Origin of the sequence: Parapedobacter koreensis (genome assembly GCF_900109365.1) — a bacterium.
Classification (GTDB): domain Bacteria; phylum Bacteroidota; class Bacteroidia; order Sphingobacteriales; family Sphingobacteriaceae; genus Parapedobacter; species Parapedobacter koreensis.
Map to the genome: position 1 here is coordinate 328,684 of NZ_FNZR01000004.1, position 26,409 is coordinate 355,092.

The following is a 26,409-nucleotide window of genomic DNA, read 5'->3' on the forward strand; positions in this document are numbered from 1 at the left end:
AAAGAACGGTTTATAACCTTTGTGTTTCAGCAGGGGATGTATCATCACCCTATCCTGTGTACTAAATTATGGAATAGAAATCCGATTTCCAAAGAAATGACAAGATCGTACAATAAGAGGGCAATAAATTCCAATAATCCCCGGTGCTTTCGCTACACTTTTGTACGGTGCTGATTCCGTATAGCGGGCATCAACTTTTGATAAACCAATTTGACCATGGATAAAACCAATAAAAAAGAAGTCTGGCTTGTCGCAAGCGGCGATTTGCGACTGGCGGCAAATCAACTGTGCTGGAAGGCACAGGAAACCATGGAGGCGCAATTGAGCGCGGCCATTGAGCGGCAGGGATGGCGCCTGAAACGGGCACATGGCTACCATACCGAAAAGCAGCATGGTTTTATCGATTCTCAGCGGATGGGCATCGATGTATTCAAGGCCGTCCCTCCCGATGTCCCGCTGATTGTTGCCGAGAGCGTGTGGCAATACACACACCATGTATTGGCAGGGCTTACTACACATCGTGGGCCCATCCTCACCGTGGCCAATTGGAGTGGACAATGGCCCGGACTGGTCGGTATGCTCAACCTCAATGGGTCGCTTACCAAAGCAGGTGTGGCTTACAGCACACTATGGAGTAACGATTTTACCGATGATTTTTTCGATCAAGGTCTTGCCGAATGGCTGGAAAAAGGAATGATCAAGCATGATCTCCGACATGTAATGCCCTTCGATTTGGTGAAGATCCCCAAGGCAGATGAGCAGGTCGGCCGATCGTTCGCCCAACGAATGCGTCGTGGAAAAGCAATTATGGGCGTTTTTGACGAGGGCTGCATGGGTATGTATAATGCCATTGTCCCCGACGATCTGCTTCATGCTATCGGTATATTCAAAGAACGGCTCAGCCAATCGGCCCTCTACGCCCGTATGCGTACCGTAGGTAACGCCGAGGCGGAGACCGTGCTGCAATGGTTGCTCGACAAGGGCATGACATTCAATTGGGGCAATGATGAAGGTACCGAACTCACCCGAAGGCAAACGCTTGAACAATGCAAGATGTATGTTGCCGCTGTTCGCATCGCCGCCGAGTTTGGGTGCGATACCATCGGTATCCAATACCAGCAAGGCTTGAAGGACCTGACCGTAGCAAGTGATCTGGTTGAAGGCTTACTCAATAATCAAGAGCGCCCGCCCGTCTATTCCGAGGACGGCATCGAATACTTTGCCGGAGAGGCGATACCCCATTTCAATGAAGTGGATGAATGCGCAGGTATCGATGCGTTGGTAACTTACCACCTGTGGAAGGAACTAGGCATGAATGGTGCGAATACGCTGCACGATATCCGCTGGGGCGAGTACTACAAAGGTGGCGACATTGACGATTTTGTATGGGTGTTCCTCATCTCGGGTGCGGTGCCTGCCGCCCACTTTGCGGGTGGGTATGCTTCCGCGAGCAGCTGGCGGCAATCGCCCATGTATTTCCGGTTGGGCGGGGGAACACTGCGCGGTATCAGCAGACCGGGCCCAATCGTATGGAGCCGTATTTATGTGCGAGAAGGAGCGTTGCTGGCGGATCTTGGCGTGGGAAGGGTCGTGAACTTACCCGAAGCAGAAACGCAGCGGCGATGGCAGGCTACATCACCCGAGTGGCCCATCATGCATGCCGTGCTTGATGGCGTGGGTCGTGACCAGCTCATGGCACGCCATCAAGCCAACCACATCCATGTGGTATATGCGACTGATGAGCCAGCGGCGCATCGCGCGTGCCGCATCAAGGCCGCAGCGTTGGACGAACTGGGTATCAAGGTACATTTCTGTGGTAACGTGAAAATCTCCGGGCAATGAAAGCGGGAGAAAACGTTGTGATGGGCCTGGATTTCGGTACGGATTCCGTACGCGCGCTACTGGTGGATGCGGCTACCGGTGACGAATTGGCGAGTGCTGTGCGGATGTACCCCCGGTGGAGTGAGGGTCTTTACTGCGATAGCGGGCGATCGCAGTTCCGACAGCATCCGCTGGACCACATCGAAGCGATGGAAGCTGTCATCCGCGAGGTGCTTTCCGGAATTTCAGCCGATACGGTGAGCCGGATCAAGGGATTATCCGTGGATACTACAGGGTCTACGCCCGCCGCCGTGGATAGCCATGGCACGCCACTCGCTCTACTTCCCGAATTTGCGGACAATCCCAATGCCATGTTTGTGCTGTGGAAAGACCATACGGCCATTGCCGAAGCGGAAGAGATCAATCAGCTCGCCCACAGTTGGGAAACAGATTATACCAAGTATTCCGGGGGTAGCTATTCCTCCGAATGGTTTTGGGCCAAGATGCTCCATATCCTCCGTGCCGATCCAGCCGTAGCCGAAAGCGCCTATTCCTGGTTGGAACATTGTGACTGGATTCCCCATATGCTCTGTGGCCATCGTGATGTGCTATCGATGCAGCGTAGCCGCTGCGCTGCAGGCCATAAGGCCATGTGGCATGAAGTATTTGGGGGCCTTCCTGCTGAAGCTTTCCTGACGGCATTAGATCCAAGGCTTACCGGCATCCGTAATCGCCTGTACGACCAAACCCACACATCGGATACGGCTATCGGCACACTATCCCCCGAATGGGCAGATCGGACAGGATTGCCTGAAAGCCTGGTCATCGGCATAGGGGCGCTAGATGCACACATGGGCGCTGTAGGCGCTGCTATTAAGCCCTATTCATTAGTGAAAGTCATCGGTACGTCCACCTGCGACATATTGGTGGCGCCGACCGCTAGGCACCGTGGCCAGTTTGTAGATGGAATTTGCGGACAAGTCGACGGTTCTGTTATTCCCGGCATGCTCGGGTTTGAAGCCGGGCAGTCCGCTTTTGGCGACCTATACCAGTGGTTTGCCCGTTTGGTGACTTATCAGCAGGAACAGCATGCGATTATCGGTCGCATTCTGGAGGCATTGAATCAGGAAGCCGCAGCTTTGCCGATCACGGAGACCGACGAGGTAGCACTCGATTGGGTAAACGGAAGGCGTACGCCAGACGTCAATCCCGCATTGAACGGTTGGCTCACAGGCATCCGGTTGGGCACGGATGCACCAAGGCTATTCAAGGCGCTGGTAGAAGCTACGGCGTTTGGCTCGAAAGCCATCGTGGATCGCTTTGAAAAGGAAGGCGTCCCTGTCAACGAAATCATTGCCACCGGAGGCATTGCCAAAAAATCGCCCTATGTGATGCAAGTGCTGGCAGATGTGTTAGGTCGGCCTATTAAGACGGTGAATACCGAGCAGTCTTGTGCGCTGGGATCAGCGATGTGCGCTGCGGTAGCGGCTGGCTTATACCCGACGGTCAATGCGGCGCAGGAGGCCATGTCTTCCGGATTTGATCGGGAATATCGGCCGCATCCCGACCGTATTGGCATATACGAAATACTGTATCAACGGTATCAGGCATTGGGCGCGCTGCAAGCTTCTATTTTAAATGACCGCTGATGTCCATGCATTGCTGGAGTAATCCAAATAATCACTCGCTAACATCCTACAATACCCCGCCAATTTGCTACAGAACAGGGATACCTAGGCTACCTACCTTTGGAGGTATCAATTATAAGTTAGACAATTACCCTGATATCAATGAGCAAAAAGAACAAAGGATTTATTCCTGTTATGTTGACTCCCTTCAATGCGGACGGAACAATAGATTATGATGGATTAACCAGGTTAACCGAACTGTACCTCCACGCGGGTGCATCAGGCCTGTTTGCCAATTGCCTTTCCAGTGAAATGTTTGAACTGCATGACGAAGAACGACTGGCGGTGACCAGGCATGTCGTAGCGGTGGCAGATGGAGCAGTCCCTGTGGTAGCAACGGCTACATTCGGGGGAACCGTCCAACAACAATCCGATTTTGTAAAACGCATGTACGACACGGGCATTGAGGCGGCCATCGTGATTACCAATATGTTGGCGGACGAGTACGAACCGAACGAACTGTTTGAGGAAAACGTTTTCCAATTATTGGATGCCACACCTGGGATTCCGCTGGGTTTTTATGAATGCCCCGATCCGTTCAAGCGGGTGCTTGCTGCGGAGCAGCTAAAGCGGTTTGTGGATACCGGAAGGGTAATTTATCACAAGGACACGTGTTTGGATATCGATCTGGTGAAAGCAAAACTGGCGGTGACCGAAGACGTTCCCTCCTTTGGTCTATATGATGCTTACATGGTACATGCCGTGGAGTCGCTGAAAGCTGGATCAGCCGGACTCTCTTGCATCCAAGGGAATTATTACCCGGAATTGGTCGTATGGTTGTGTGACAACTATGACAACGCCGACCTGGCCGAAGAAGTAGCGCGTGTCCAACAGTTTTTCATCGACAACATGGACGTCATGCATACGGTTTATCCGCTGGTAGCAAAATATTTTTTACAGCAGCGTGGCCTCCCGATATCCACATTTACAAGGCGGGATGTCGGCATGTTTGATGACGAGGTTAAAGCCCAGGTGGACGCATTATATGCGCGGTATCTCGAATACCTCAGTGTGCTGAACGTAATAAAATAGTGCGCAATGTCTTGGATACGGAAGGATACAATCTGCTTTTTATTGTTATTTTACGGCACTGATTTATAAACTTACATTCGATTATCATGAATAATCTTCCAGTATTGGACCTTGCTGTCATTTTCATATACCTGCTTGCGATGGTATTTGTGGGTGTATGGTTTTCCCGAAGAAACAAAAGTGCCGATCAGTTTACCAAAGCTTCGGGAATGATTCCCGGCTGGGCGGTGGGCATTTCCTTGTATGCGACGTTCCTGAGTAGCAATACGTTTCTTGGCGTTCCGGGCAAAGCATTTGGCAGCAATTGGAATTCGTTTGTGTTTAGTTTGTCGATGCCATTAGCAGCGTGGATTTCGGTGAAGTATTTTGTGCCTTTTTACAGAACGTTTGGGGGGATATCGGCCTATAGCAACCTGGAAGAGCGGTTTGGCCCATGGGCAAGGACGTATTCCGTTTTTTGTTTCTTGCTAATCCAAATCGCACGGATGGGATCCATTTTCTTCGGCATAGCGCTCAGCCTTCAGGCACTCACGGGATATAGCATGATCAGCATCATGTTGGTCATGGGTATCTGTATCGTGATTTACACCGTGATGGGGGGGATGGAAGCCGTGATATGGACCGAAGTCGTCCAAGGCGTACTCAAAACGTTTGGTGGACTGCTCATTCTGTATCTCGTTGTCCAAAACATTGATGGGGGCATTGGAAAAATCGCGGATATTGCGATACGCGATGATAAATTCAGTTTGGGGAGTTTTGACCTGAATTTTACGGAACCCACATTTTGGGTCATATTTCTATATGGCCTATTCATGAACCTGAAAGCCTTTGGCTTCGACCAAAACTATGTTCAGCGCTACCATACGGCTAGTTCGCTCAAAGAAGCTGGAAAATCAGTCTGGCTTTGCATCAAGCTTTATGTCCCGATATCACTGGTTTTTTTCATCATCGGGACAGCGCTGTATGCCTACTACGATCAGCACCCCGCACTCGCGGAAGCCATCAAAATACAGGCAGCGGCCGATAGGTTGCCGCTTGGCGCTAATACTGCCGAAATCGAACAGTTGGCTAAGACCTTGGGACCCGAGGACTATGGCGACAAGGTGATGCCACACTTCATGGTTCAGATGATTCCTGCCGGATTATTGGGGCTGATCATTTCGGCAATTTTAGCGGCAGCGATGAGCACCATCAGCTCCAGCATGAACGCCTCGGCGACAGTCTTTATTGAAGACATCTACAAGCGGTATTTCAGTCCGGGTATGGATGACAAGAAAAAGTTGCGGTTATTATTTATCGGGACTGCTTTTTTTGGCCTTTTGGGAATGTTTGCTGGCGTGGCGATGATTGGGGTCAAAAGTATCCTGGATACGTGGTGGGAGCTTTCAGGGATTTTTGCCGGTGGAATGTTCGGACTTTTTCTGCTCAGTATTATCAGCAAAAAGACGGGAAATAATCAAGCATTGGTGGCTGTGATTGCCGGGATATTGGTCATTTTATGGATGACTTTTTCGTATTTGATCCCTGATCAATATGCCTTCTTAAGAAATACATTACATGCCAACATGGTGATTGTGGTGGGAACGCTGGTGATTTTTCTGACCGGTGTTTTGCTCACGTTTCTGAAAAGGCGGATAGCCGGATAACCGATTGGAAATACGCCTTGTACGGTATGGCAATATTGTACAAAGAGTAGTAAACATGTAATATAAAAGCGCCCCCCTCATTACTGAACTTTGTAAAGTCGCTGTAATGCTTAGATAGGATAAGGGTTGCGCGGCAACTGATTATAACAATAGTAATAAACCTAATTTATATGAGAAAGCAATTAACAAACTACTTGGTGGTATTCTGTGCTTTAATTTGGGTTCAGCAAGCAAGGGCACAAATTACGGTTACAGGAAGGGTCATTGACTCACTGACGGGAGAGGCATTGGGCGGTGCGACGGTGAGCTTGCTCCAATCTTCCCTGAGTACGACAACGAATGAAACCGGCAATTATTCAATTTCCGTTCCGGTTGGCAATTCCACGTTGGCGATTTCCTATATCGGATATCAGTCCACTACCGTTGAAGTTGGAAATAGGACGACCGTTGATGTCGTTTTGGTGAAAGCGGATGCGGCACTGGATGAGGTTGTCGTTGTCGGATACGGCACGACAAAAGAAGTGAATCTGACCGGCTCGGTATCCGTCGTCAATAACAAGGATATCAATTGGAAACAGGTTGGGCAAACGTCCATGGCATTGCAGGGGGTAGCCCCGGGCGTGACGATTACCCAGGGTTCGGGGCAACCGGGTAATGATGCCGGTACGATTCGCATACGGGGCTTAGGTACACTGGGGGCGGCTGGCCAAGATCCGTTGGTGCTTGTCGATGGCGTTGAAATGGGATTGAATAATATCGACCCCAATGACATCGAAACGATCTCGGTGTTGAAAGATGCTGCATCTGCGGCGATTTATGGCTCACGGGCTGCAAATGGCGTCATCTTGGTGACAACAAAAAGAGCGCGATCGAATAAAATCGCTGTGAATTACAACACCTACGCAGGCTGGCAAAAACCCACGAACTTGCCTAAACTCGTTAGTGGATTGGACCATATGTTGCTGTTGAATGAGGCTAACCAAAACGTGAATCAATCCCCTACATTCCAAGAGAGCTATATTGAAGCTTATCGGGAGAATGCGCCGAGTGACTTATATCCGAATACAGATTGGCAAACGCTTACCCTTACCTCATCGGGGTTCATGCATAATCATTCGCTGGATATATCGGGTGGTTCGGATTTCATTAAGGTACGTGCTTCTTTCAATCATTTGAATCAAGGCGGGCTTATTCCCAACACCGGCTACAGACGAAGCTCGCTTCGCGTCAATACGGACTTGAAGGCGTCAGACAAATTGGGCTTTAAATTGGACATCCGTGGCAATGATGCGTTTGTTTTTGAACCGGGCATTGCCCCTGCACATATTTTCTTTTTGATGAATGGGCGGATCCCCGCCAATCAAGAAGGATTGCTATCCGACGGCCGGTATGGACAAGGCTGGTTGGGTGAAAATCCAATGGCCGCTGCCAATGCATCCGGACGGTCAGATGAGCGGACCTATTCGGCCATTATTAATTTGCAGGCCGACTGGAAACCGATAGACGGTATGAATATTAACGTCATGTATTCTCCGGAAGTATCAAGCGGAATGAATAAGTTATTCAGGAAAACTTACCAAACATTCTATGGTGATGGGCGATTGGCTTATTCCTACCCTGCGATTAATTCATTGACGCAAACCAATCCATTTAACAGACAGGATAACTTCCGGGTGTTGCTTGACTATGCCCGGGGAGTTCAACAGCACAATTTTAAGGTGCTGGGCGGTTTCGAGCTTATAGACTCGTATGCGGAATCATTCAACGCGCGGCGGGAGAATTTTGTGCTTCAAGACTATCCTGTATTAAACGCGGGGTCTCGGGAAAACCAACAAGCCAACGGAGCGGGCGGCACGGAATATGGTCTGATGTCGTTTTTCGGAAGATTGAATTACGACTATGCGGAAAAAATCCTTTTTGAGGCCAACCTGCGGTACGATGGTTCTTCGCGATTTGCCAAAGGGAATCGCTTTGGGCTGTTTCCTTCATTTTCAGCGGGCTGGCGATTGTCTGAAGAACCCTTTTTGCAAGATGTGGATATTATTGACAACTTAAAAGTGAGGGCATCATGGGGGCAGCTGGGCAACCAAAATATCGGAGACTACCCCTTTGTCTCGGCAGTTGATCTATCGCAAAGCTATATTTTTAACGAGTCGGCCGTACAGGCAGCAGCCCTTACACAGTTGGGCAACAACCTGATATCCTGGGAGACGACCGAGATGCTCAATGTCGGCTTAGATGCCACCCTTTTTAATAAGCTGTCGCTCACTGCGGAATATTATGTCCGGAATACGAAGGACATCTTGCTGGAATTGCCTATACCCGGTGCCGTAGGGTTGGGAGCGCCCTATCAGAATGCCGGAAAAGTGCGAAACAAAGGGTGGGATATCAGTTTAAACCATTTTAATACCATTGGTGATTTTAACTATAATGTCAGGCTAACCCTGTCGGACGTAAAAAATGAGATCGTTGATTTAGAGGGAACAGGCCCGTACATCTCGGGGAGTACGATACGGATGGAAGGATACCCCATCGATGCTTTTTTTGGATACCAATCGCAGGGGCTATTCCAAACAGCTGAAGAAGTCGCAGCGCATGCGGCATTGTCAAGTGGTGCCTCTGCGCCCGGAGACATTAAATATGTGGACCAAAACGGAGATCATGTAATCAATGCAGACGATAGGGTGGTCTTGGGTTCTAATATCCCTCGGTATACGTATAGTGCAGACCTGACGGCATCCTTCAAGGGGTTTGACTTGAATGTGTTTCTACAGGGCGTCGGCAAAGTGGAGGGTTACCTACAAGGTTCGGGTGTATGGGCGTTTGACACGGGAGGCACGGCATACATGCACCATTTGGATCGGTGGACACCGGAAAACCCCAATGCATCCTACCCAAGGTTGACTTTCGGCCTTACCAATAATTACCAGCACTCGGATTATTGGATGATAAACGGGGCGTACCTTCGGGTGAAAAATATCCAATTAGGATATACCTTACCACAGCGGATACTCGGAAATGGCTTTATTAAAAACTTCCGGATTACGGCCAGCGGGCAAAACCTACTTACGTTCGATAACTTTTTGGATGGTTTTGACGTGGAAATCCCACGCGGAAGTATTGAACGTTATCCGATAGTTAAGATATATTCTTTTGGCCTCAACGTAAATTTTTAACACCATAGTTATGAAAAGATATAGTAAACTATTAAGCATATTTACTTTGTGGACGATGATGTCTTGTAGTGACATTTTGAACAAAGTGCCTTTGGATGGGCCGGCAGACATCACCTTTTTACAATCGACAGCCGAATTGAGTCTTGCCGTAAATGGCGTTTACCGGAATCTTTGGTACAATTCGCTCAGCGCTTCCGGCCAATGGGAATATGTACTCGACCATTCCTCCGATATCGGATGGGATCGGAATCTGAGTGTATTTACATTTGCCGGAAACGGCAGCCACAGTGCTGCCGAAGCATCGTTTAGTTCCATTTGGGATCATTTGTACGCCGGAATAGGCCGCGCCAATTACATATTAGCCAACTTGGATCGGGTAGCCGACGCTTCGCAGGAAACGCTGGATCTTGCTGACGGGCAAGTTCGTTTCTTAAGGAGCTACTGGTATAGCCAATTGATTACACTATGGGGGGATGTGCCATTGGTATTGGAGCCGCTTGACATCGATGACAATAAACTTCCCCGTACCGCAAAGATGGAAATCGTTGATTTGCTGCTTGCCGATCTGGATATCGCAGCGGATAAGTTGCCGGAAACCTGGGGCACTGCTGATAGAGGAAGAGCAACGAAGGGTGCGGCGTTGGCGTTGAAATCCAGGATTGCATTGATTGGTGAACGGTATGACGTAGCGGCAGCAGCGGCAAACGAAGTCATACAAAGTGGCGTGTATGCGTTGTATCCCGACTACGAAAAACTCTTTTCTTATGAAGGGGAGAGCTCTTCCGAAGTGATATTTGAGATCATGTTCCAATATGGAATTTATGATCACCGGATGCCTATTTCCACCTTTTCAAGAAACGCACAGGGCAACAGTACGAAGGTGCCCACGCAATCGTTGGTGGATTCATACGAATGTATTGATGGCCTGACGATTGATCAGTCGCCCCTTTATGACCCCGCCAAGCCTTTCGAAAACAGAGACCCCCGACTGAGGCAGACCATTGCGGTACCGGGAGACGTGTTTTTGGGTTTCCAGTTTGAGACCCATAAGGATAGCATTACGTGCTGGAATTACAATGTTTCCCCTGCTACCCGGATTCCCAATCAGGATGCAACCAATGCATATGCCAGTTTTTCCGGGTATTGCTGGAGAAAGACTACGGATCCCCAGGATGGGGGAGCATTACGGAACAATTCTTCGTTGAATTTTATGGTATTGCGTTTAGGGGAGGTTCTGCTGAACTATGCCGAAGCCAAAATTGAGCTCAACGAGCTGGATGCATCTTGTTTGGAGGCAATTAATCGCATCAGGGGACGGGAAAGTGTCCAGATGCCATCCATCCCAGCAGGGAAGTCCCAAGCGGAGATGAGGGCCATTGTACGTCGGGAACGGAAGGTGGAATTGGCGTTGGAGGGGCTTCGTTTGCAAGATATCCGGCGATGGAAAATTGCCGAGAAAGTCATGCCGGGGCCGTTATACGGGAGACCCCAAAAGCCATACAATTATGAAGATCAGGGTGTACCCGTTCTTGATCAGGACGGTGTGCTGGATTATACCGCATATGCCGATAAATTGAGCGTAATCGAGCAACGCGCATTTAACCCCCAGCGCGATTACCTTTGGCCAATCCCGCAAAGTGAAATGGATATTAATCCCAACCTTATTCAGAATCCAAATTATTAAAACGGAAAAATTAACATGAATAAACGAACTATTGTGATGAAAAAAAGTGTTGTATTGCTGCTAGTCTGCGGGATGTTTATCTCATCATTTACCGCATATGGCCAGACCCATGTAAAAGTAATGTACGAGCAGGGGAAATATGGAGGTTGGCCGGCAAACTGGGGCATGTGGAACTGGGGAAATGAAATTCTCGTCGGCTACTCTTATGCCAATCATAAAGACATCAGTGGACACGGCCACTCCTATGATCCAGCAAGTAGCCTGACGAAGTTTTCGCGAAGCGTAGACGGCGGGCTTACGTGGACCATGGAGGATGCGTACGAAAACGGTATCACAGAATCAACATGGGAAAACAACCTTGGTGAACGGTCAAAGAAGGCGACTAAATTAGCCGAACAAATCGACTTTTTAAAAGCGGATTTCGCCATGACGTTTCGGATGCGCGGAGAATTATTTGGAGGCACGTCGTTTTATTACACCTATGATCGGGGCCGTCATTGGGAAGGCCCGTATGAGCTGACTGTTCCTTTTTCAGGACCAGCGCCAACGGGCATCGTGTCCAGAAGTGATTATATCATTGAAGGCAAGCATTCGATGACTGCCTTTTTGACCGTTGGGTTCGGAGATGACGAAAAGAATTGGCGGCAAGTCGCTTGTGTGCGTACAGACGATGGGGGAAAAACATGGCAGCATCTGTCTTGGATCGGACCCGAAGGGATTAATTCGATCATGCCGTCATCGGTGAAATTAGGTGCTGGCAAATTGTTGACGATCATCAGACGCACCAAGCCCGCTATGATGGTAACCTTTCTCTCTGAGGACAATGGAAAGACATGGACGCAATTAAATGATCCGGTCAAAGTAGACGCCAATGGACACCCACCGGCTTTGTTGAAACTAAAGGATGGAAGGTTGTGTTTGGTTTATGGCATCCGGGAAGCTACTACCATGGATGATGGCATCGGCATGTACGTCACCTTTAGCAGCGATGAAGGAAAGCACTGGAGCAAGCCTGAATTGCTCCGGGGCAAGGATGGTGCGGCTTGGGACATCGGCTATCCCAGGGCCATTGAGCTACCGGATGGAAAAGTTGTGGCGACGTATTATTATAACAATGTCAACTGGGGCGATAAATACCGGTACATCAGTGCAACGATTTTTGACCCAAAACAAAAATGATGATGAAAAATATATTCAATGAGTGCGGCCTATTGGTGCTTGTCGCTTCACTGACCATTTTCGGTTGTGAAAATGCACCAAAGCAGGAAAATACCACGGTGGCTGACAGTATCTATCACACCAAGGTATATTATGAGGAAGGCAAATATGGCGGTTGGCCTGCCAACTGGGGCATGTGGAATTGGGGCGATGAAATCTTGGTTGGCTTTACGAAGGCCGATCACGAAGATCGGCAGGGCCATACATTTAACCAAGCCTCATCCGTTACGATGTTTTCGAGGAGCAAGGACGGTGGGCATACATGGACGATGGAAGATGCCTTTAGCCAGGGAATTACGGAAGCCACCGTTGAGCATAATGTCGGCGAACAATCCAAATCGGCAACACCGCTCGATACGCCTATTGATTTTACGCAGCCTGATTTCGCGCTGACATTCCGCATGACCCATATGCTTGATGGCCCTACATCTTTTTATTTTACAACGGATCGCGGCAAAACGTGGAATGGAGCCTATCAACTCCAGGTGGATTTTCCGGCACCAAAACCTGTGGGCATAGTATCCCGTACGGCATATCTTATCGAAGGGAAACACGAAATGACCGCGTTCTTAACCGTGGGATTCCGGAAAGCGGATAGTGACTGGCGGGAGGTGGCTTGTGTGCGGACGACGGATGGAGGCATTACCTGGAAATTTCTGTCTTGGATAGGCGAACATGCGATCAACTCCATTATGCCCGCGGCAGTGAGGCTGGGGCCTCAAAAATTGCTCGCACTGATCCGCCGTACAAAACCAGCGGAGATGGCCGCATTTATCTCAGAAGATAACGGGTTGAGCTGGACCAAAATAGCTGATCCGGTAAAAGTAGATGCAAATGGACATCCACCTGCATTGTTGAAACTCAAAGACGGCCGTCTTTGTTTGGTATACGGAATCAGGCACCCCGAAACAATGCCTGACGGACGTGGCATGTACGTCGTCTATAGCAGCGATGATGGGCAAACGTGGACCACTCCGCGGCAAATCCGGGGTGGAGATGGGTCTAATGGCGATATTGGATATCCGAGATCCGTGGAGCTGCCCAATGGACAGGTGGTAGCGACTTATTATTACAATAATGCGGAAGCGGGCGATAAATACCGGTATATCGCGGCAACTATTTTTGATCCGCAATCGTAAAAACGCTGAACGGCTATGAAAAATAACCAACATGAAAGTAATACGTTTGACGTCATTGTTTGCGGGGGTGGTCCTTCCGGGGTGGCGGCTGCGCTTTCAGCAGCAAGACGTGGAGCGAAAACGCTTCTTGTGGAGCGCTATGGATTTTGCGGTGGGATGGCCACCGCCGCCTTAGTAAATCCTTGGTGCGGGCACGAATTTACTGACCAGGCAACGGGTAGAAATGGCGCAATCATTGGCGGTGTTTTTAAGGAAGTGGTTTCGGCGATGCATGAAAAAGGAGGATACGGTTCGGAATTGTCTCCGGCGGCGTTTGACGATGAATTGCTGAAGCACGTATATGACACGATGTTGCTGGAGGCAGGTGTAGTCCTCCGGTACCATTCCTTTTTGAAAGCCGTCCATATGCGTGGCGATACCATCACCTCCATTGACGTGTTTTCGAAAGGAGGGGGCGAAACGCTGTTTGCAAAGCAATTTATCGATTGTTCGGGCGATGCGGATTTAGCAGCGATGGCAGGCATGCCCTTTGATGTTGGCCGGCCCGAAGATGGCTTAACGCAGGCGATGACCGTAAGTTTCAGGATGGCCAATGTAGACAAGGCCGACATGTTGGCTACGCGCAACCTACGGAAAGCGCGGGCACTTGTTGAACCTTATTTTCAACAAGCACTTGCCGACGGCAGCCTTTACTATCCTTATCGCCCGTTTGTGCATTTCTACGATTATCCCCGACCGGGGATACTCCATTTCAACATGACGCGTATCAATGAAGTTTCCGGATTGTCAGCCATTGATTTGACGAAGGCCGAAATTGAAGGGCGGCGCCAGGCCTATGTAATAGGGGAGTGGCTCATCAAGAACGTGCCCTGGTTTAAGCATGCCTTCGTGGAAAAGGTGGCCTGTCAGGTAGGCGTGCGGGAGACCCGTCATATCCATGGCCTTTATAAGCTAACACAGGACGATATTGTAAATGCCACAAAGTTCAGCGATGGGATTGCCCGGTCACGGTATTTCATTGACATCCATAATCCGAAAGGTGCTCACGATGTACAGCAGAAGCCCGGTGAACAAGGGGCTGTACGCAGAGATTTTGGTCCGCCGGAAGGGGATTATTACGAAGTACCGTTTCGCTCCCTGATAACGGAAAACTTCCCCAACTTGATTGTCGCATGCCGTGGATTGTCAGCCACACACGAAGCCTCCGCTGCGGTACGGGTGATGGCCACGATGCATGCCATTGGCGAAGCAGCGGGCATTGCCGGGGCAACGGCCGCTCGGGAGGATAAACGTGTGCAGGATATCGATGGGAAGTGGTTGAGGCACCAAATTCCTTTTATGCAGGAGCCACCTGATTTTGGTGCGCTTTGGAAAGCCGCCAATGGATATCCATGGACATTGATCGCTTCGGTCTGAAAGAAGAAGATTTTGAGGATGAAAAGGATGATTTTTTTCTTTATTGCGCTATTCGTATCGGCTTCGGCACATGGACGGCCGGAGCCCACGCTTAGTCGCACCGGTATTATCTTGGACACCGACGCAAATAATGAATTGGATGACCAGCATGCGCTTGCCTATCTGCTTTTAAATACCCAAGCGTTCAATGTGCTTGGTGTCACGGTGAATGCTACACATGGGGGCGGTGCCATCGAACGGCACTATGACGAAGCATACCGGGTATTGCAATTATGTGGGGCGGAGCAGCAAACACCGCTTTTAAAAGGGGCTAATGCTGACTTTGTAAGTATCCTGCCCATGATTGGAAAGGATTCGTATGATGGGAAGGAAGCGGTGGAATTCATTATCAACAAAGCTAAGCAGGCGACTACCGCAGACAAACTGACCATCATTGCCGTTGGGAAACTTACAAATATTGCGTTAGCGCTGAAAAGCGATCCAGCGGTTGCTTCAAACATGAGGGTCGTTTGGCTTGGGGGAAATTATCCCCAAGAGGGTGAGTATAATTTAAAGGCGGATACAGCTGCATTGAATTATGTGCTGAAAAATACCGTTGAGTTTGAGATGGTAACCGTGCGGTACGGTAAGGACTCCGGATCGGATGCAGTACGGATTAAACAAGCTACCATTCAATCGGAGATGCCAGGTAAAGGGCCAACGGTACCATTTGATGTTATTGGTCGGCATGGGGGCAAATTTAGGACCTTTGGGGATTATTCGGTGAGTTTATTTGAGCACATCAGTTATAAGGATAAACAGCGAACAAGGGCATTATTTGACGTAGTGCCCCTTGCCATCGTAAAAAATCCAACATGGGGGAAAAGCCGTTTGATACCAAGTCCGTTATATATTGATGGCCAATGGGTCGAACAGGCGCACAGCAACAGGTATATCACACTTTGGGAACATTTCGATGGTGAGGCGATTGTGCAAGATTTTTTATCGTGCTTCCAGCATGCAGCTCCGGCAACCGACGGCTTTTTGGCGGACAGATGGAGCTTCGAAGATACCGCAATCCCCTTGGCCAACAGCGCCCGTACGCAGCGCGACACCAGTAAAGGGATTCAAAAACGGGGCGATATTTCTTTTTCCGACGGCTTAGCTGAATTAGCTGCCGGGACAGGGCGGGATGATGCGCTTGAGGGACGAAGTGGTGCAATCAACCAGAAAGAATTTACTGTTTGGATGAGACTCAAGCTTTCCAGCGATTCGCTATCTCCTACTGGCCAGGATGGAAAGTCTGAATTTCTCCAAGTAGGAGGCATAAAACTGTATTATCTTACGGATAAGGGAGCGGGGAAAGGCACGTTTTATGGTTTGGATGGCAATCTGGTAGCCAAGGAGCGATTGGTGGAGCTATCACCTCCGGCCAAAATAAACATCGACTTTGATTCCTGGATTCAAGTGGCATTGACCAAGAAAAATGAACAGGGATTCGATAACTATCGGGTTTATTGCCGCATAGAGAATGCAAATAAAAATCTGGTAAACTGGGTTTATTTGGGGCATTTACAAGGGCTTGCGGGGGATAATGGTGATGGGTTAGCGATAGGTAACTTATCCACGGAATACCCACTGACACGCGGGCTCCTTATCGACGAATTGCGCTGTTACGAAAGGTGCCTGAACGATCAGGAATTGTTGGATATATGGCCTTCCCTCACCGGGTTCGGTAGCTATCCTGAAAAGCCCTATGGTACGATTATCGATTACAGCCCTGCGAAGACTGGCCGGTATATCGCCGGTTCGCCATCTATTGCCGTATTGGATGATGGTAGCTACTTGGCGAAAGGGGATGATTATGGGCCGGCGGTGGGTGTCAGTGAGCTTGCCCGGATCTATAAATCAGTGGACAACGGTGCATCATGGAAACCAATCAGTGAAGTTGAAGGGATTACGTGGGCAACACTTTTTACCCACCGTGGGGCGGTCTACCTAATAGGAACCAGCGCAGGCCACGGTTTGGGGCATGCCATTATCATGAAGTCAAATGACGGTGGAGTCACTTGGACACAGCCGATAGATGCCGACAATGGACTGCTTTTTTCAGACCTTTCTTACCATACGGCACCAGTCCCCGTCATTATCCATAACGGCAGAATATGGCGCGCCATGGAGGATGAAAAAGGAGAAGGCGGTTGGGGTAAAAATTTCAGGGCCTTGATGCTGAGTGCTCCTGTTGATGCAGACTTAATGAAGGCCTCGAATTGGACGGTTTCTGAGCCATTGGGCTATAATGCTCAATGGTTAGATCGGCAGTTCAACGGTTGGCTGGAAGGAAATGCCGTGGTTTCACCCCAAGGCAACATCGTCAATATGTTGCGGGTAAGCATGACCCAGGGTGGTGGAAAAGCGGCCATTATCAGATATGATGCATACGGGAAGAAGCCGAACTTCGATCCTCAGCAAGATTTTATCGATTTTCCCGGCGGAAGTACCAAATTTCATGTCTTGTTTGATTCAGTTTCGAATAGATATTGGGCACTGTCCAATGCCGTGTTAAAAAAACATGAAAATGAGCGTCATACGCAAGGGATGATCAGAAACACACTCGTGCTTATGTGTTCTGCCGACTTAGCACATTGGGAGATCATTGATACCGTTTTGTACCATCCAGATGTGGCCAAACATGGCTTTCAGTATCCGGCTTTTGCAGTTGATGGTGAAGATATTGTACTGGTTTCAAGGACAGCTTATCACGATGACTTTGGAGGGGCATTTAGGCAGCACGATGTTAACTACTTCACTTTCCATCGCATAAGACAATTTAGAAAGTTACTGCCAAGAAAGGAGGAATAGCTGTAAAATAGCATCCAGCAATCGGGATTACCGAAATGAGCCTTATATTAGCTTGCTCAATGGGGATACAGAAAAAAATGTTATGGAAAAGTTAGTAAACGCATTGCTATTAGCCCTATCCTCTTGTTGCTTAGCCTGTCAATCAATCGACAGCGGTAACATCGACAAATCCGACCTTCCAGAATTGGCCGAGCCGGGTGTGGGTGCTTATCTAAAAGGCCAGTTGGTTTATCCCTTGGACAACAAACCGACACCACAATGCCATGCGTCCACTATCGTGGAAACACCAGAAGGGCTGGTTGCTGCGTTTTTTGCAGGTACGGAGGAAGGGGATCCCGATGTCGGTATTTGGATTTCGCGCTTGGTGGACAGTACGTGGATGCGGCCTATAGCAGTTGTGGATGGCGTGGTCAATGACACGTTGCGGTATCCGTGCTGGAATCCGGTTTTGTTCCATCCCGATGGTGGAGACCTGATGCTCTTTTATAAGGTTGGCCCCAGTCCGCAGACTTGGTGGGGAATGCTGATGACTTCGGTTGATAATGGTGAAACGTGGTCTGCACCGAGAAAGCTGGGTGAGGATCCAAAAATCGGGCATCTACTGGGGCCAATAAAAAATAAACCCATACAGCTTGGCAACGGCACCATCATCAGCCCAACCAGTATTGAATATCCGAAGGGTGACGGTGAAGACCAGGATTGGCGCGTCTATTTCGAAGTCAGCAGGGACTTGGGACAGACATGGGAAGTCGTTGGCCCCATCAATGATGGTGTCGAATTTGACGCTATCCAGCCGAGCGTGCTGACGTATCCCGACGGGAGGTTACAGGTAATTTGCCGCACACGGCAGGATGTATTGGCCGAAAGCTGGTCAGAAGATAATGGCCATACGTGGAGCAAGATGATAGCGATGCCGCTGCCCAACCCAAATTCCGGCACGGATGCGGTGACCTTAAAAGATGGACGTCAACTGCTGGTTTATAATCATTCCACGAGGAAAGGCGAGGAGCCGAAAGGACGTAATGTACTGAACCTGGCCCTATCGGATGATGGAAAGGACTGGAAGCCAATAATGACATTGGAAAACGAACCCATTGAAGATGGCTATGCTTATCCGGCTGTTATTCAATCGTCAGATGGTTTGGTGCATATCACTTACACTTACAACAGGCGATCGGTAAAATACGTGGTCGTCGATCCGGAGGCTATGTAAAAATACCTACTTTTGTGCTGTGAAACCAATAACATGAAAGATTATAAAGCATATTTTATCATACCGGCTCCGCCGGAACTGGTTTTTTTGGCACTTACCACCGCGGAGACTATCCGGCTGTGGACGGGCGACGAGGCGGTAATGGTTGCCGAGCCAGGCAGCGAGTTTTCGCTTTGGGACGGGGCGATAGTGGGCAAAAACCTGTCGTTTGAGCCCGGCAGGCAAATCGAACAGCAATGGTATTTCGGCGAGCAGGAACAGCCTTCCATCGTGGTCATCAAACTGCACGATCATAAACACGGGACGTCAATGGAGATACGGCAAAGCAATATCCCCGATGAGGAATACGATGACCTTGTGGAGGGGTGGCGCACCGAATATGCGGGAGCGCTCATCGACTTCTATACGGAGTGAAATTTCACCACGTCTTTAACGTCAATTTATGGCTCAGTATACAAATAGTGATGCAACGGGGCGCGGGCAATCACGGCAACGCCTGGTGTCGTTGGATGCCTTCCGCGGATTTACCGTGGCTGCGATGATTATTGTGAACACGCCAGCGAGCTGGAATCACGTGTTTCCACCATTGCTGCATGCGACTTGGCATGGGATTACACCTACGGACTGTGTTTTCCCGTTTTTCATTTTTATTGTGGGGATCGCCATCACCTTGTCCTACGACAAGCTTAAGGCAACAGGGGCCTCCACGAAACAAGTGGTATGGAAAACCCTTAAGCGCGCTTCCGTCATTTTTCTCTTAGGCATATTTTTAGGCTTGTTTCCCGAGTTCAATTTTTCCGAAATCCGCGTTGCTGGTGTGCTGCAACGCATCGCGCTTGTGTTTTTGGCATGTGCGTTCTTGTTTTGGTACACCAACTGGAAACAGCAGGCGCTGATTGGCGCCGTTGTGCTGGTGGTTTATTGGATGGCGATGGTGTGCATTCCGGTTCCGGGTGTAGGAATGGGCTTGCTGGAGCCGGGTAAAAACCTTGCCGCCTGGGTGGATAATATGCTAATGCCCGGCAGGATGTGGCAGGGCACATGGGATCCGGAAGGCCTGCTTAGCACGCTTCCAGCCGTAGCAACCGGGATTTCGGGCATGTTAATCGGCAGGCTTATCGCGAATCCCAATGTATCAAGAGAACAAAAGGTGGCTTGGATGTATTTGCTGGGATTATCAGCTTTTGTCCTGGGCTCGGTATGGGGGTGGGTTTTTCCGATCAACAAAAACTTATGGACAAGCCCGTATGTCCTCTATACGTCCGGATTGGCTTCCATGGTATTGGCTTCGTTATTTTTTGTTATTGAAGTATTAGGCGTGAAAAAATGGGCGACTGTTGGCGTGATCTTCGGGAGTAACGCCATCGTGGCCTATGTGCTGGGAAGTATCATACCCAGTGTGCTTGCACCATTGAATAACTGGTATGTTATGAACGTGGTGGAAGGTAGGAACTGGGCTGAATTGGCATCACTGCTGTGGGCCGTAGGGGTATGCTTCTTGTGCTATATTCCCATTTACCTGCTTTACCGGAAAAAAATATTCGTCAGAATTTAATAACTTACGAAACCTTATAAACTTATGAACAGATTATCCCTTATCCGTGCCTTCGCGTTGGCTTATGGTCTGCTCTTGCTATCCGTCCAGATCACCACTGCCCAAACCCGATCCAATCAACTTATCCAAGTGGTGGTATCGCCGGAAAAGCCCGATTGGACATATGCAGTGGGAGAGGAAATAAATTTTTTCGTGACGGTGCTCCGGCATCAGGCTTTGATGGAAAATGCCGAGGTGACCTACACCATCAGTTTGGAAAAAATGGCTCCGTTGCAATCGGGTAAGGTCCCGCTGAAGATTGGCACCGCCGTGGTGGGCAAGACGTTGAAACTTGATGAACCGGGTTTCTTGCGCTGTGAGGCACGCATCACCGTGGACGGCGTGGAATACCGGGGTATTGGTACGGCGGCTGTAGCGCCGGAAAGCGTACAGCCTACGCAGCAGTTGCCCGATGATTTCTGGGAGTTTTGGAATGGCGCAAAAGCCGAAGCGGCCAAGGTGCCCTTGGATGCCAAGCTGACGCTGCTTCCTGAGCGGTGCACGGAGAAGGCCGATGTATACCAGGTAAACATGCAAAACTATGAAACGGGTGCCCGCCTTTACGGCATATTGGCCAAGCCCAAGATAGCTGGAAAGTACCCGGCAGTCCTGCAGGTGCCCGGTGCGGGCATCCGGCCATATGCAGGCATTGTGGATTTGGCCGAGAAAGGCATCATTACACTGCAAATCGGCATCCATGGGATTCCGGTCACCTACGAAACAGGCTTATATGACGATCTGCGTGCAGCTCCTTTGAAAAACTACCAGTTTTTCAATATGGACGATCGGGACCAGTACTACTATAAGCGGGTATACTTGGGCTGTGTACGGGCGATTGATTACCTCTATTCGTTACCTGAATTTGATGGCCAGACGCTGGCGGTATGGGGTGGAAGCCAAGGCGGGGCATTGTCCATTGTCACCGCGGCGCTGGACGATCGGGTAGACTACCTCGTGTCGTTGTATCCGGCACTGTGTGATTTAACCGGTTATTTACATGGCCGTGCCGGCGGCTGGCCCCACATGTTCAACGAGGCAAATGCGCCGTTCATGGCCAAAGAGGAAAAAATCAAGGTGTCCGCCTATTACGATGTGGTTAATTTTGCCCGTAACGTAAAGATACCCGGTTTTTATACCTGGGGGTACAACGACGAAACCTGCCCGCCTACGTCCTTTTACACGGCTTACAACCAAATAGGTGCACCGAAGGAGTTGTTTCTCGTGCAGGAAACCGGCCATTGGACATTCCCGGAGCAGCAGGCGAAAATTCAGGAATGGCTGCTGGCGAAGCTGAAGCCATAGCGCATTTTGCTTAGTCGTTCATCAGCAACAGCATGGTGTCCTTGAGCATCCGGTATTTCAGGAATAACGATCGGGCGACGGGGTTGTTCCGGAGTTTCTGGAATTTGCGCTTGTCCAGACGCACTTGACCGGGTTCATCCTGGGTGTTTTGATGTTCGAATAGCTCCCCGTGCTGCTCGTAGTAGAGGCCCCGACCCTTATTTCTCAGGAAAGAACGGCACATTTTCATCTCGGTAATGTCGCCGCTCAACGTTTCGAAATACCTGCCGAATTTTTGCGGGAAGGTAGCCCGTTTTAAATGCGGATGGTCGCTGTAGCAAAAGAATTTACGGTGGTCCGTATACCACGGTGCCAAGTGGAACTTCATCTCGGAGAATCCATTCCGGTAAGGCTTGAGGTAAGGGTAATCTGCCCATGGAAACGCGTAAAACCGGACAATATCCCATGCTTTTTCGTTTTCCATGATTTCAAAGCCATCTTTTATGGCGGTCTTGATTTGGTGCTTGGGGACGAAGTCTTCCTGGATGTACAAGATGTAAGGCGTGGTTGCCCGATCCTGGCCTACATTGATGCTGTTGCCCAAGCCCTTATTGACGGGGGTCGTCAGCAGCGTAAATTCGGTATGCTTTTTTAGCCCTTCGATATATTGCAGATGGTCAAACTCACTGCCGCCGTCAGACACGATGATCTCGTGGAAGGAGATGCCGATTTCCTTTAATTTGAGCAAGAGCCTTTCCAGCGATTTGCTACGGTTGAAATGAGTGACCAACAAACTTATCTTTTCGAAATGTATATTTTTTTCTGCCATATGATGGGATTGTTAAAGCTTCTGTAGCTCAATCATGCGTTTGAATTTTTCGGACGAGCTCTCTAGGTCAGCAAACGAATTGCTGACGTTGATGATCTGCCCTTGGTCCAAAAGCACGATTTTGTCAGCGTTCTTGATCGTCGCGAGCCTGTGGGCGACGATTAGGATGGTAATGCTCCCTTTCAGTAGATCGATACTTTCCTGGATATTTTTTTCGATTTCGGAGTCCAACGAAGAGGTGGCCTCATCCAGCACCAATAGATCGATGTCTTTATAGAGCTCCCGGGCGATAGAGATGCGTTGTTTTTGTCCGCCGCTGATGTTTATGCCGTTGTTGCCCAGCAAGGTTTGCTCCTGTAGAGGCAATCCTGCAATAAACTGGTGGAGCGAGGCTTGCCGAATGACTTCAGCAAATTTCGTCCGGTTTTCTTCCGTGGGGGCATCCCAGAGCGTGATGTTGTTGAATATCGTATCGTTAAAAATGGCAGGCTCCTGTGCGATATAGCCGATGCGCTTTCGGTAAGACGCTACGTCGATGTTGTCCATCTTATTGCCGTCAACCGTGATTTGGCCTTCGTCTGGCGATAGTAAGCCCGTAATCAGGTTGATCAGTGTGGTCTTGCCGCTGCCGCTTTCCCCTACAAAAGCGATGGTCTCATTCCTATTGATGGTCAGGCTTACATCTTTAATGATGGGCTGATTGGAATAGCCAAACTTGATGTGGCTGAGCGACAAGCTATGCTTAAAGCTGTCGAATGGCATTCCGTGGCGATTTTCCTTATTTTCATTCAATTCACCTTCAAACGATATGATATTATCGACCGAACCGGAGAGCGAAAGAAACTGGTTGTATGACGATTGCATTTGCACCAGCGAGGTCAATGCCCGGTAGAAAAACAGCAAGCTCAGGATGATGGTGCCCAGAACACCATCAAAGAGGTACACATGCAGGTAAATCACGAGGCAAAGCACCAATATCAATACCGGCTCCCGGGCCGCACCGATAAACGCATGTAATTTCCCCATGATGAGGTTGTCGCGCTCGATGGTTTGGATGGCCTTCTTCAACAAAGCCATCATCCGGTTGTAGGTGCCGGTAGCCTTCAAGTATTTGAAGTTGGCCGAAAACTGGATAATAAGCCCTTGGTAGGCATGCGATGTCGAAGTAACCTGTTTCGATAGTGACTTTGTTGTTTTGAAAATACGGGTGAACAGGAAATTCGTCAGGATACCTCCGGCCGTTATCAGCAATGCGAAGCGGAGGTCTACGTAAAAAGCCAGCCCCAGGTATACACAGATGAGGATGATCTGTTGGATAGCCTCGAAATAGGCCGCATAAGCATCGGAAAGTTTATTGACTTCCCCTGTGGTCGTATTCTGGATTTTCCCAACATCCGAAGAGACGAAATGCTTAAAGGAAAGCTGGCTTAAGTCAGTGGTAAGCCGTAGCCGTACTTTTCGGATGAATTGCTCTTTGATGACGGTTTTATAGGCCTGATTAATGTAGAGCACAACGCCCTTCATCAGGAAAAACGAAGCCATTACAACTAAGATGCTTTTTAGGTTTAGTTCGATACCTAAGGAAGTAAGACCCCTCATGAGAAACGAAAAATTTCCGAAATCTGCCGAGTCGAGGGCTTCCTTGCTGTCAATCAGCTGGAACATGGGCATGAACATGGCCAAACCGAAGCTGTCCAATACACCGACGGTAATGCTTATCAGCATGCTTAAGAAGATCCGATACCCCAAGTAGGAATAAAAGTATACAAATGGCCGGAATGAATTTTTGAGTATACTTTTAATTTTTCCCATAGATGTTGGACGACATATTCACGTTTCGATATTAAAGATGAGCGAAGTCGCACAAATTTAAACTATCGGGGGTTGATAGTCTTGTTTTTCCATCTATATTATTTCAGTTTGTCACTTTTAAACGACAAGGACACCAAAAAAATAGCCCAAGTGTCCTTTTTTCACTTGGGCTATTTTCCATGAGTTGGGCTAATTTCCCATTAGTAACCTACGCCCGTACGCCTGGGCTGGCGGATAGTGGGCCATTGTCCGGGCTGCCCATCCAAGCCCAGGGGCAGTACCCGTTTTTCCCTATTCACCAGCCCGGGCTCTTCGCTGGCCTTATAAGCAAGTGTAGCGATGAGGATGACATTGGATTTCAAATCGTCAAAAATCAACTTGTCATACGTATCCAGGTTGGTATGCCAGGTGATGGTGCTATAGCCCCAGGATAGGGAGCTCATCATGAAGGCCGGTATGCCCGCCGCCACGAAAGAGGCATGGTCAGATCCGCCGCCGCCGGGAGAACCCGGATAATCGGTCTGGATATCACGCGTAATCTCCCGTGGTGCTGAAGCCATCCATCGGCCCATGAAATCATAAGCATTCAGGAAACCCGATCCATTGAGGTTGGCTACCCGGCCGGTACCGTTATCCTGGTTGAATACGGCTTGGGTTTTCTCCACGATGTCGGAATGATCCAGCACGAATGCCCTTGAGCCGTTCAGCCCTTGCTCTTCACTCCCCCAATGGCCAATCAAAATGGTACGCTTCGGATTGGGGTACACTTTTTTGAGGATACGGGCCACTTCCATCATCGTAATTGTGCCCGTACCGTTGTCGGTAGCGCCGGATCCACCTTCCCAAGAGTCAAAGTGCGCCGATAGGATGACATACTCATCGGGTTTTTCCGTGCCCTTGATCTCAGCGATGGTGTTGAAGGTGGGCACGGTGCCCAAATCCTTGGAATCCGTCTCCACCTTGATGCGCGGTTTGTGGCCGTTTTCCGCGAGGCGGTACAGGATGCCATAGTCTTCCAGCGAAATATCCAACGAAGGCACTTTGGTGGTACGTGATCCGAAAATCTTGTTGGAGCCAAATTCGCGTGACCAATAGCTGGACAGGATACCCGCAGCACCAGCATCTTCGAGGATGCGCGGTAGTGAATTGGCCGAAATGCCTATCGCCTGGATGTTGCGGTTCCAGGCGGCCGTTAGCGAGTCGCGTTCGCCCTTCATCTTTTCGACCGATTCGGGCTTCCCGAATTGTTCCCAGTTGTAGTCTGGCCGACCTGTGGGCTGTGGCATGGATATCATGACGTATTTGCCTTTTACATTGGGCAACCAAGCCTTGAAGGCCACGGAATCTTTCACTTCGGGCAATGTGATGACCTCGCCTTCCACCGCCTTGCCACCCGTAGTGGGGCTCCAGGCCAATTGCGTGCCTGCGAGGGTCTTCACACGGGGATATACCATGTCGATGTGGGAGATGCCGCGTTCCCATCCCCGCCATTCACCAAATTCCTCATAGCGGGCCTCAATGCCCCACCCTTTGTACTTGGCAACCGCCCAGTCATGCGCGTTCTTCATTTGGGGAGTGCCAACCAACCGGGGGCCTACTACGTCCAGCAATTCGTGGGCAAGCTGTTCCAACTCGGAGTTGCCCTTGGCTTCTTTGACGATTTGTTGTACCACCGGTTCGAGTTTCTGCTCCTGCATCATCCACTGGGGCTGTGCAGTCGCAGCCATAGCGCCAAGCCCCAACAACAGGGACAGGGCTATCGGCTTGATTGTGGTGTGCGGTTTTTGTAGCTTGTTTATGTGTATCATACCATCTTGTTTTGGGGTTAAATAAAATTGACCATTTATAAAAAAGGGGTATATCCATGCTTGCCCGCGGTAAGGCTGGTAAGCTGTTATTGCCATTACAACAGGCGATTCTAACGAAAATAGTTGAAAAAAAGATTGTATGGCAGAAATTTTACGAATATTATCGGCATGTTGGCGCATTTTGCTTTAAATTAAGCCAAAATACTACACT

The 26,409-nt window shown here is 49.4% G+C and carries 17 protein-coding genes; 14 read left to right on the forward strand and 3 right to left on the reverse strand.

Features of this window, described 5'->3' with window-relative positions; all coding sequences use genetic code 11:
- Window positions 1–216: 216 nt before the first annotated feature.
- The 14 genes from BMW65_RS12800 (at window position 217) to BMW65_RS12865 (ending at window position 21,770) form a co-directional block, all read left to right on the forward strand.
- Complete coding sequence (locus tag BMW65_RS12800) at window positions 217–1,842, forward strand: fucose isomerase (protein ID WP_090605912.1); 1,626 nt, start codon at window positions 217–219, stop codon at window positions 1,840–1,842.
- Window positions 1,839–3,470 (forward strand): ribulokinase, encoded by a 1,632-nt coding sequence (locus tag BMW65_RS12805; RefSeq protein ID WP_090605913.1) that lies wholly within the window; start codon window positions 1,839–1,841, stop codon window positions 3,468–3,470. Before BMW65_RS12800 ends, BMW65_RS12805 begins: the two co-directional genes overlap by 4 nt.
- Before the next feature lie 141 nt (window positions 3,471–3,611).
- Complete coding sequence (locus BMW65_RS12810; RefSeq protein ID WP_090605915.1) at window positions 3,612–4,541, forward strand: dihydrodipicolinate synthase family protein; 930 nt, start codon at window positions 3,612–3,614, stop codon at window positions 4,539–4,541.
- A gap of 86 nt (window positions 4,542–4,627) precedes the next feature.
- Window positions 4,628–6,187: a sodium:solute symporter family protein gene (locus tag BMW65_RS12815; RefSeq protein ID WP_090605916.1), complete on the forward strand. Its 1,560-nt coding sequence runs from the start codon at window positions 4,628–4,630 to the stop codon at window positions 6,185–6,187.
- Between the two features lie 170 nt (window positions 6,188–6,357).
- Window positions 6,358–9,363 carry a SusC/RagA family TonB-linked outer membrane protein gene (locus tag BMW65_RS12820; RefSeq protein WP_090605918.1) on the forward strand — a complete coding sequence of 1,002 codons (3,006 nt, stop codon included), beginning with the start codon at window positions 6,358–6,360 and terminating at the stop codon, window positions 9,361–9,363.
- 10 nt (window positions 9,364–9,373) lie between these two features.
- On the forward strand, window positions 9,374–11,047 hold the full coding sequence (locus BMW65_RS12825; protein WP_090605919.1) for a RagB/SusD family nutrient uptake outer membrane protein: 1,674 nt from the start codon (window positions 9,374–9,376) through the stop codon (window positions 11,045–11,047).
- Between the two features lie 36 nt (window positions 11,048–11,083).
- On the forward strand, window positions 11,084–12,226 hold the full coding sequence (locus BMW65_RS12830) for a sialidase family protein (RefSeq protein WP_177181114.1): 1,143 nt from the start codon (window positions 11,084–11,086) through the stop codon (window positions 12,224–12,226).
- Window positions 12,223–13,404, forward strand: a complete 1,182-nt coding sequence (locus BMW65_RS12835; protein ID WP_090605922.1) for a sialidase family protein — start codon at window positions 12,223–12,225, stop codon at window positions 13,402–13,404. Before BMW65_RS12830 ends, BMW65_RS12835 begins: the two co-directional genes overlap by 4 nt.
- A gap of 15 nt (window positions 13,405–13,419) precedes the next feature.
- The gene (locus tag BMW65_RS12840; RefSeq protein WP_090605924.1) at window positions 13,420–14,820 is read left to right on the forward strand and encodes an FAD-dependent oxidoreductase; all 1,401 of its coding nucleotides are present in this window, start codon (window positions 13,420–13,422) and stop codon (window positions 14,818–14,820) included.
- Window positions 14,821–14,838: 18 nt separating this feature from the next.
- A complete protein-coding gene (locus BMW65_RS12845) occupies window positions 14,839–17,661 on the forward strand; it encodes a nucleoside hydrolase (protein WP_218145401.1) in 2,823 nt (940 codons plus the stop codon).
- 82 nt (window positions 17,662–17,743) lie between these two features.
- A complete protein-coding gene (locus BMW65_RS12850) occupies window positions 17,744–18,874 on the forward strand; it encodes a sialidase family protein (protein ID WP_090606028.1) in 1,131 nt (376 codons plus the stop codon).
- Between the two features lie 33 nt (window positions 18,875–18,907).
- Window positions 18,908–19,288 (forward strand): SRPBCC domain-containing protein, encoded by a 381-nt coding sequence (locus BMW65_RS12855; RefSeq protein ID WP_090605925.1) that lies wholly within the window; start codon window positions 18,908–18,910, stop codon window positions 19,286–19,288.
- A gap of 28 nt (window positions 19,289–19,316) precedes the next feature.
- On the forward strand, window positions 19,317–20,429 hold the full coding sequence (locus BMW65_RS12860) for an acyltransferase family protein (RefSeq protein ID WP_090605927.1): 1,113 nt from the start codon (window positions 19,317–19,319) through the stop codon (window positions 20,427–20,429).
- A 24-nt stretch (window positions 20,430–20,453) separates the two neighbouring features.
- Complete coding sequence (locus BMW65_RS12865) at window positions 20,454–21,770, forward strand: acetylxylan esterase (RefSeq protein ID WP_090605929.1); 1,317 nt, start codon at window positions 20,454–20,456, stop codon at window positions 21,768–21,770.
- 10 nt (window positions 21,771–21,780) lie between these two features.
- Here BMW65_RS12865 and BMW65_RS12870 read toward each other — a convergent pair whose 3' ends face one another.
- The 3 genes from BMW65_RS12870 to BMW65_RS12880 all read right to left on the reverse strand — a co-directional run bounded on the left by BMW65_RS12870 (window position 21,781) and on the right by BMW65_RS12880 (window position 26,198).
- Entirely contained in the window at window positions 21,781–22,578 is a 798-nt protein-coding gene (locus tag BMW65_RS12870) for a glycosyltransferase (protein WP_090605930.1), read from the reverse strand.
- A 12-nt stretch (window positions 22,579–22,590) separates the two neighbouring features.
- Complete coding sequence (locus BMW65_RS12875; RefSeq protein ID WP_090605931.1) at window positions 22,591–24,390, reverse strand: ABC transporter ATP-binding protein; 1,800 nt, start codon at window positions 24,388–24,390, stop codon at window positions 22,591–22,593.
- A 200-nt stretch (window positions 24,391–24,590) separates the two neighbouring features.
- Complete coding sequence (locus tag BMW65_RS12880) at window positions 24,591–26,198, reverse strand: M20/M25/M40 family metallo-hydrolase (protein WP_245747632.1); 1,608 nt, start codon at window positions 26,196–26,198, stop codon at window positions 24,591–24,593.
- Between the last annotated feature and the right edge of the window lie 211 nt (window positions 26,199–26,409).

Coding starts and splice junctions, on each gene's coding strand:
- BMW65_RS12800 (WP_090605912.1), top strand. CDS start 217: ATGGATAAAACCAATAAAAAAGAAGTCTGGCTTGTCGCAAGCGGCGAT.
- BMW65_RS12805 (WP_090605913.1), top strand. CDS start 1,839: ATGAAAGCGGGAGAAAACGTTGTGATGGGCCTGGATTTCGGTACGGAT.
- BMW65_RS12810 (WP_090605915.1), top strand. CDS start 3,612: ATGAGCAAAAAGAACAAAGGATTTATTCCTGTTATGTTGACTCCCTTC.
- BMW65_RS12815 (WP_090605916.1), top strand. CDS start 4,628: ATGAATAATCTTCCAGTATTGGACCTTGCTGTCATTTTCATATACCTG.
- BMW65_RS12820 (WP_090605918.1), top strand. CDS start 6,358: ATGAGAAAGCAATTAACAAACTACTTGGTGGTATTCTGTGCTTTAATT.
- BMW65_RS12825 (WP_090605919.1), top strand. CDS start 9,374: ATGAAAAGATATAGTAAACTATTAAGCATATTTACTTTGTGGACGATG.
- BMW65_RS12830 (WP_177181114.1), top strand. CDS start 11,084: ATGAAAAAAAGTGTTGTATTGCTGCTAGTCTGCGGGATGTTTATCTCA.
- BMW65_RS12835 (WP_090605922.1), top strand. CDS start 12,223: ATGATGATGAAAAATATATTCAATGAGTGCGGCCTATTGGTGCTTGTC.
- BMW65_RS12840 (WP_090605924.1), top strand. CDS start 13,420: ATGAAAAATAACCAACATGAAAGTAATACGTTTGACGTCATTGTTTGC.
- BMW65_RS12845 (WP_218145401.1), top strand. CDS start 14,839: ATGAAAAGGATGATTTTTTTCTTTATTGCGCTATTCGTATCGGCTTCG.
- BMW65_RS12850 (WP_090606028.1), top strand. CDS start 17,744: ATGGAAAAGTTAGTAAACGCATTGCTATTAGCCCTATCCTCTTGTTGC.
- BMW65_RS12855 (WP_090605925.1), top strand. CDS start 18,908: ATGAAAGATTATAAAGCATATTTTATCATACCGGCTCCGCCGGAACTG.
- BMW65_RS12860 (WP_090605927.1), top strand. CDS start 19,317: ATGGCTCAGTATACAAATAGTGATGCAACGGGGCGCGGGCAATCACGG.
- BMW65_RS12865 (WP_090605929.1), top strand. CDS start 20,454: ATGAACAGATTATCCCTTATCCGTGCCTTCGCGTTGGCTTATGGTCTG.
- BMW65_RS12870 (WP_090605930.1), bottom strand. CDS start 22,578: ATGGCAGAAAAAAATATACATTTCGAAAAGATAAGTTTGTTGGTCACT.
- BMW65_RS12875 (WP_090605931.1), bottom strand. CDS start 24,390: ATGGGAAAAATTAAAAGTATACTCAAAAATTCATTCCGGCCATTTGTA.
- BMW65_RS12880 (WP_245747632.1), bottom strand. CDS start 26,198: ATGATACACATAAACAAGCTACAAAAACCGCACACCACAATCAAGCCG.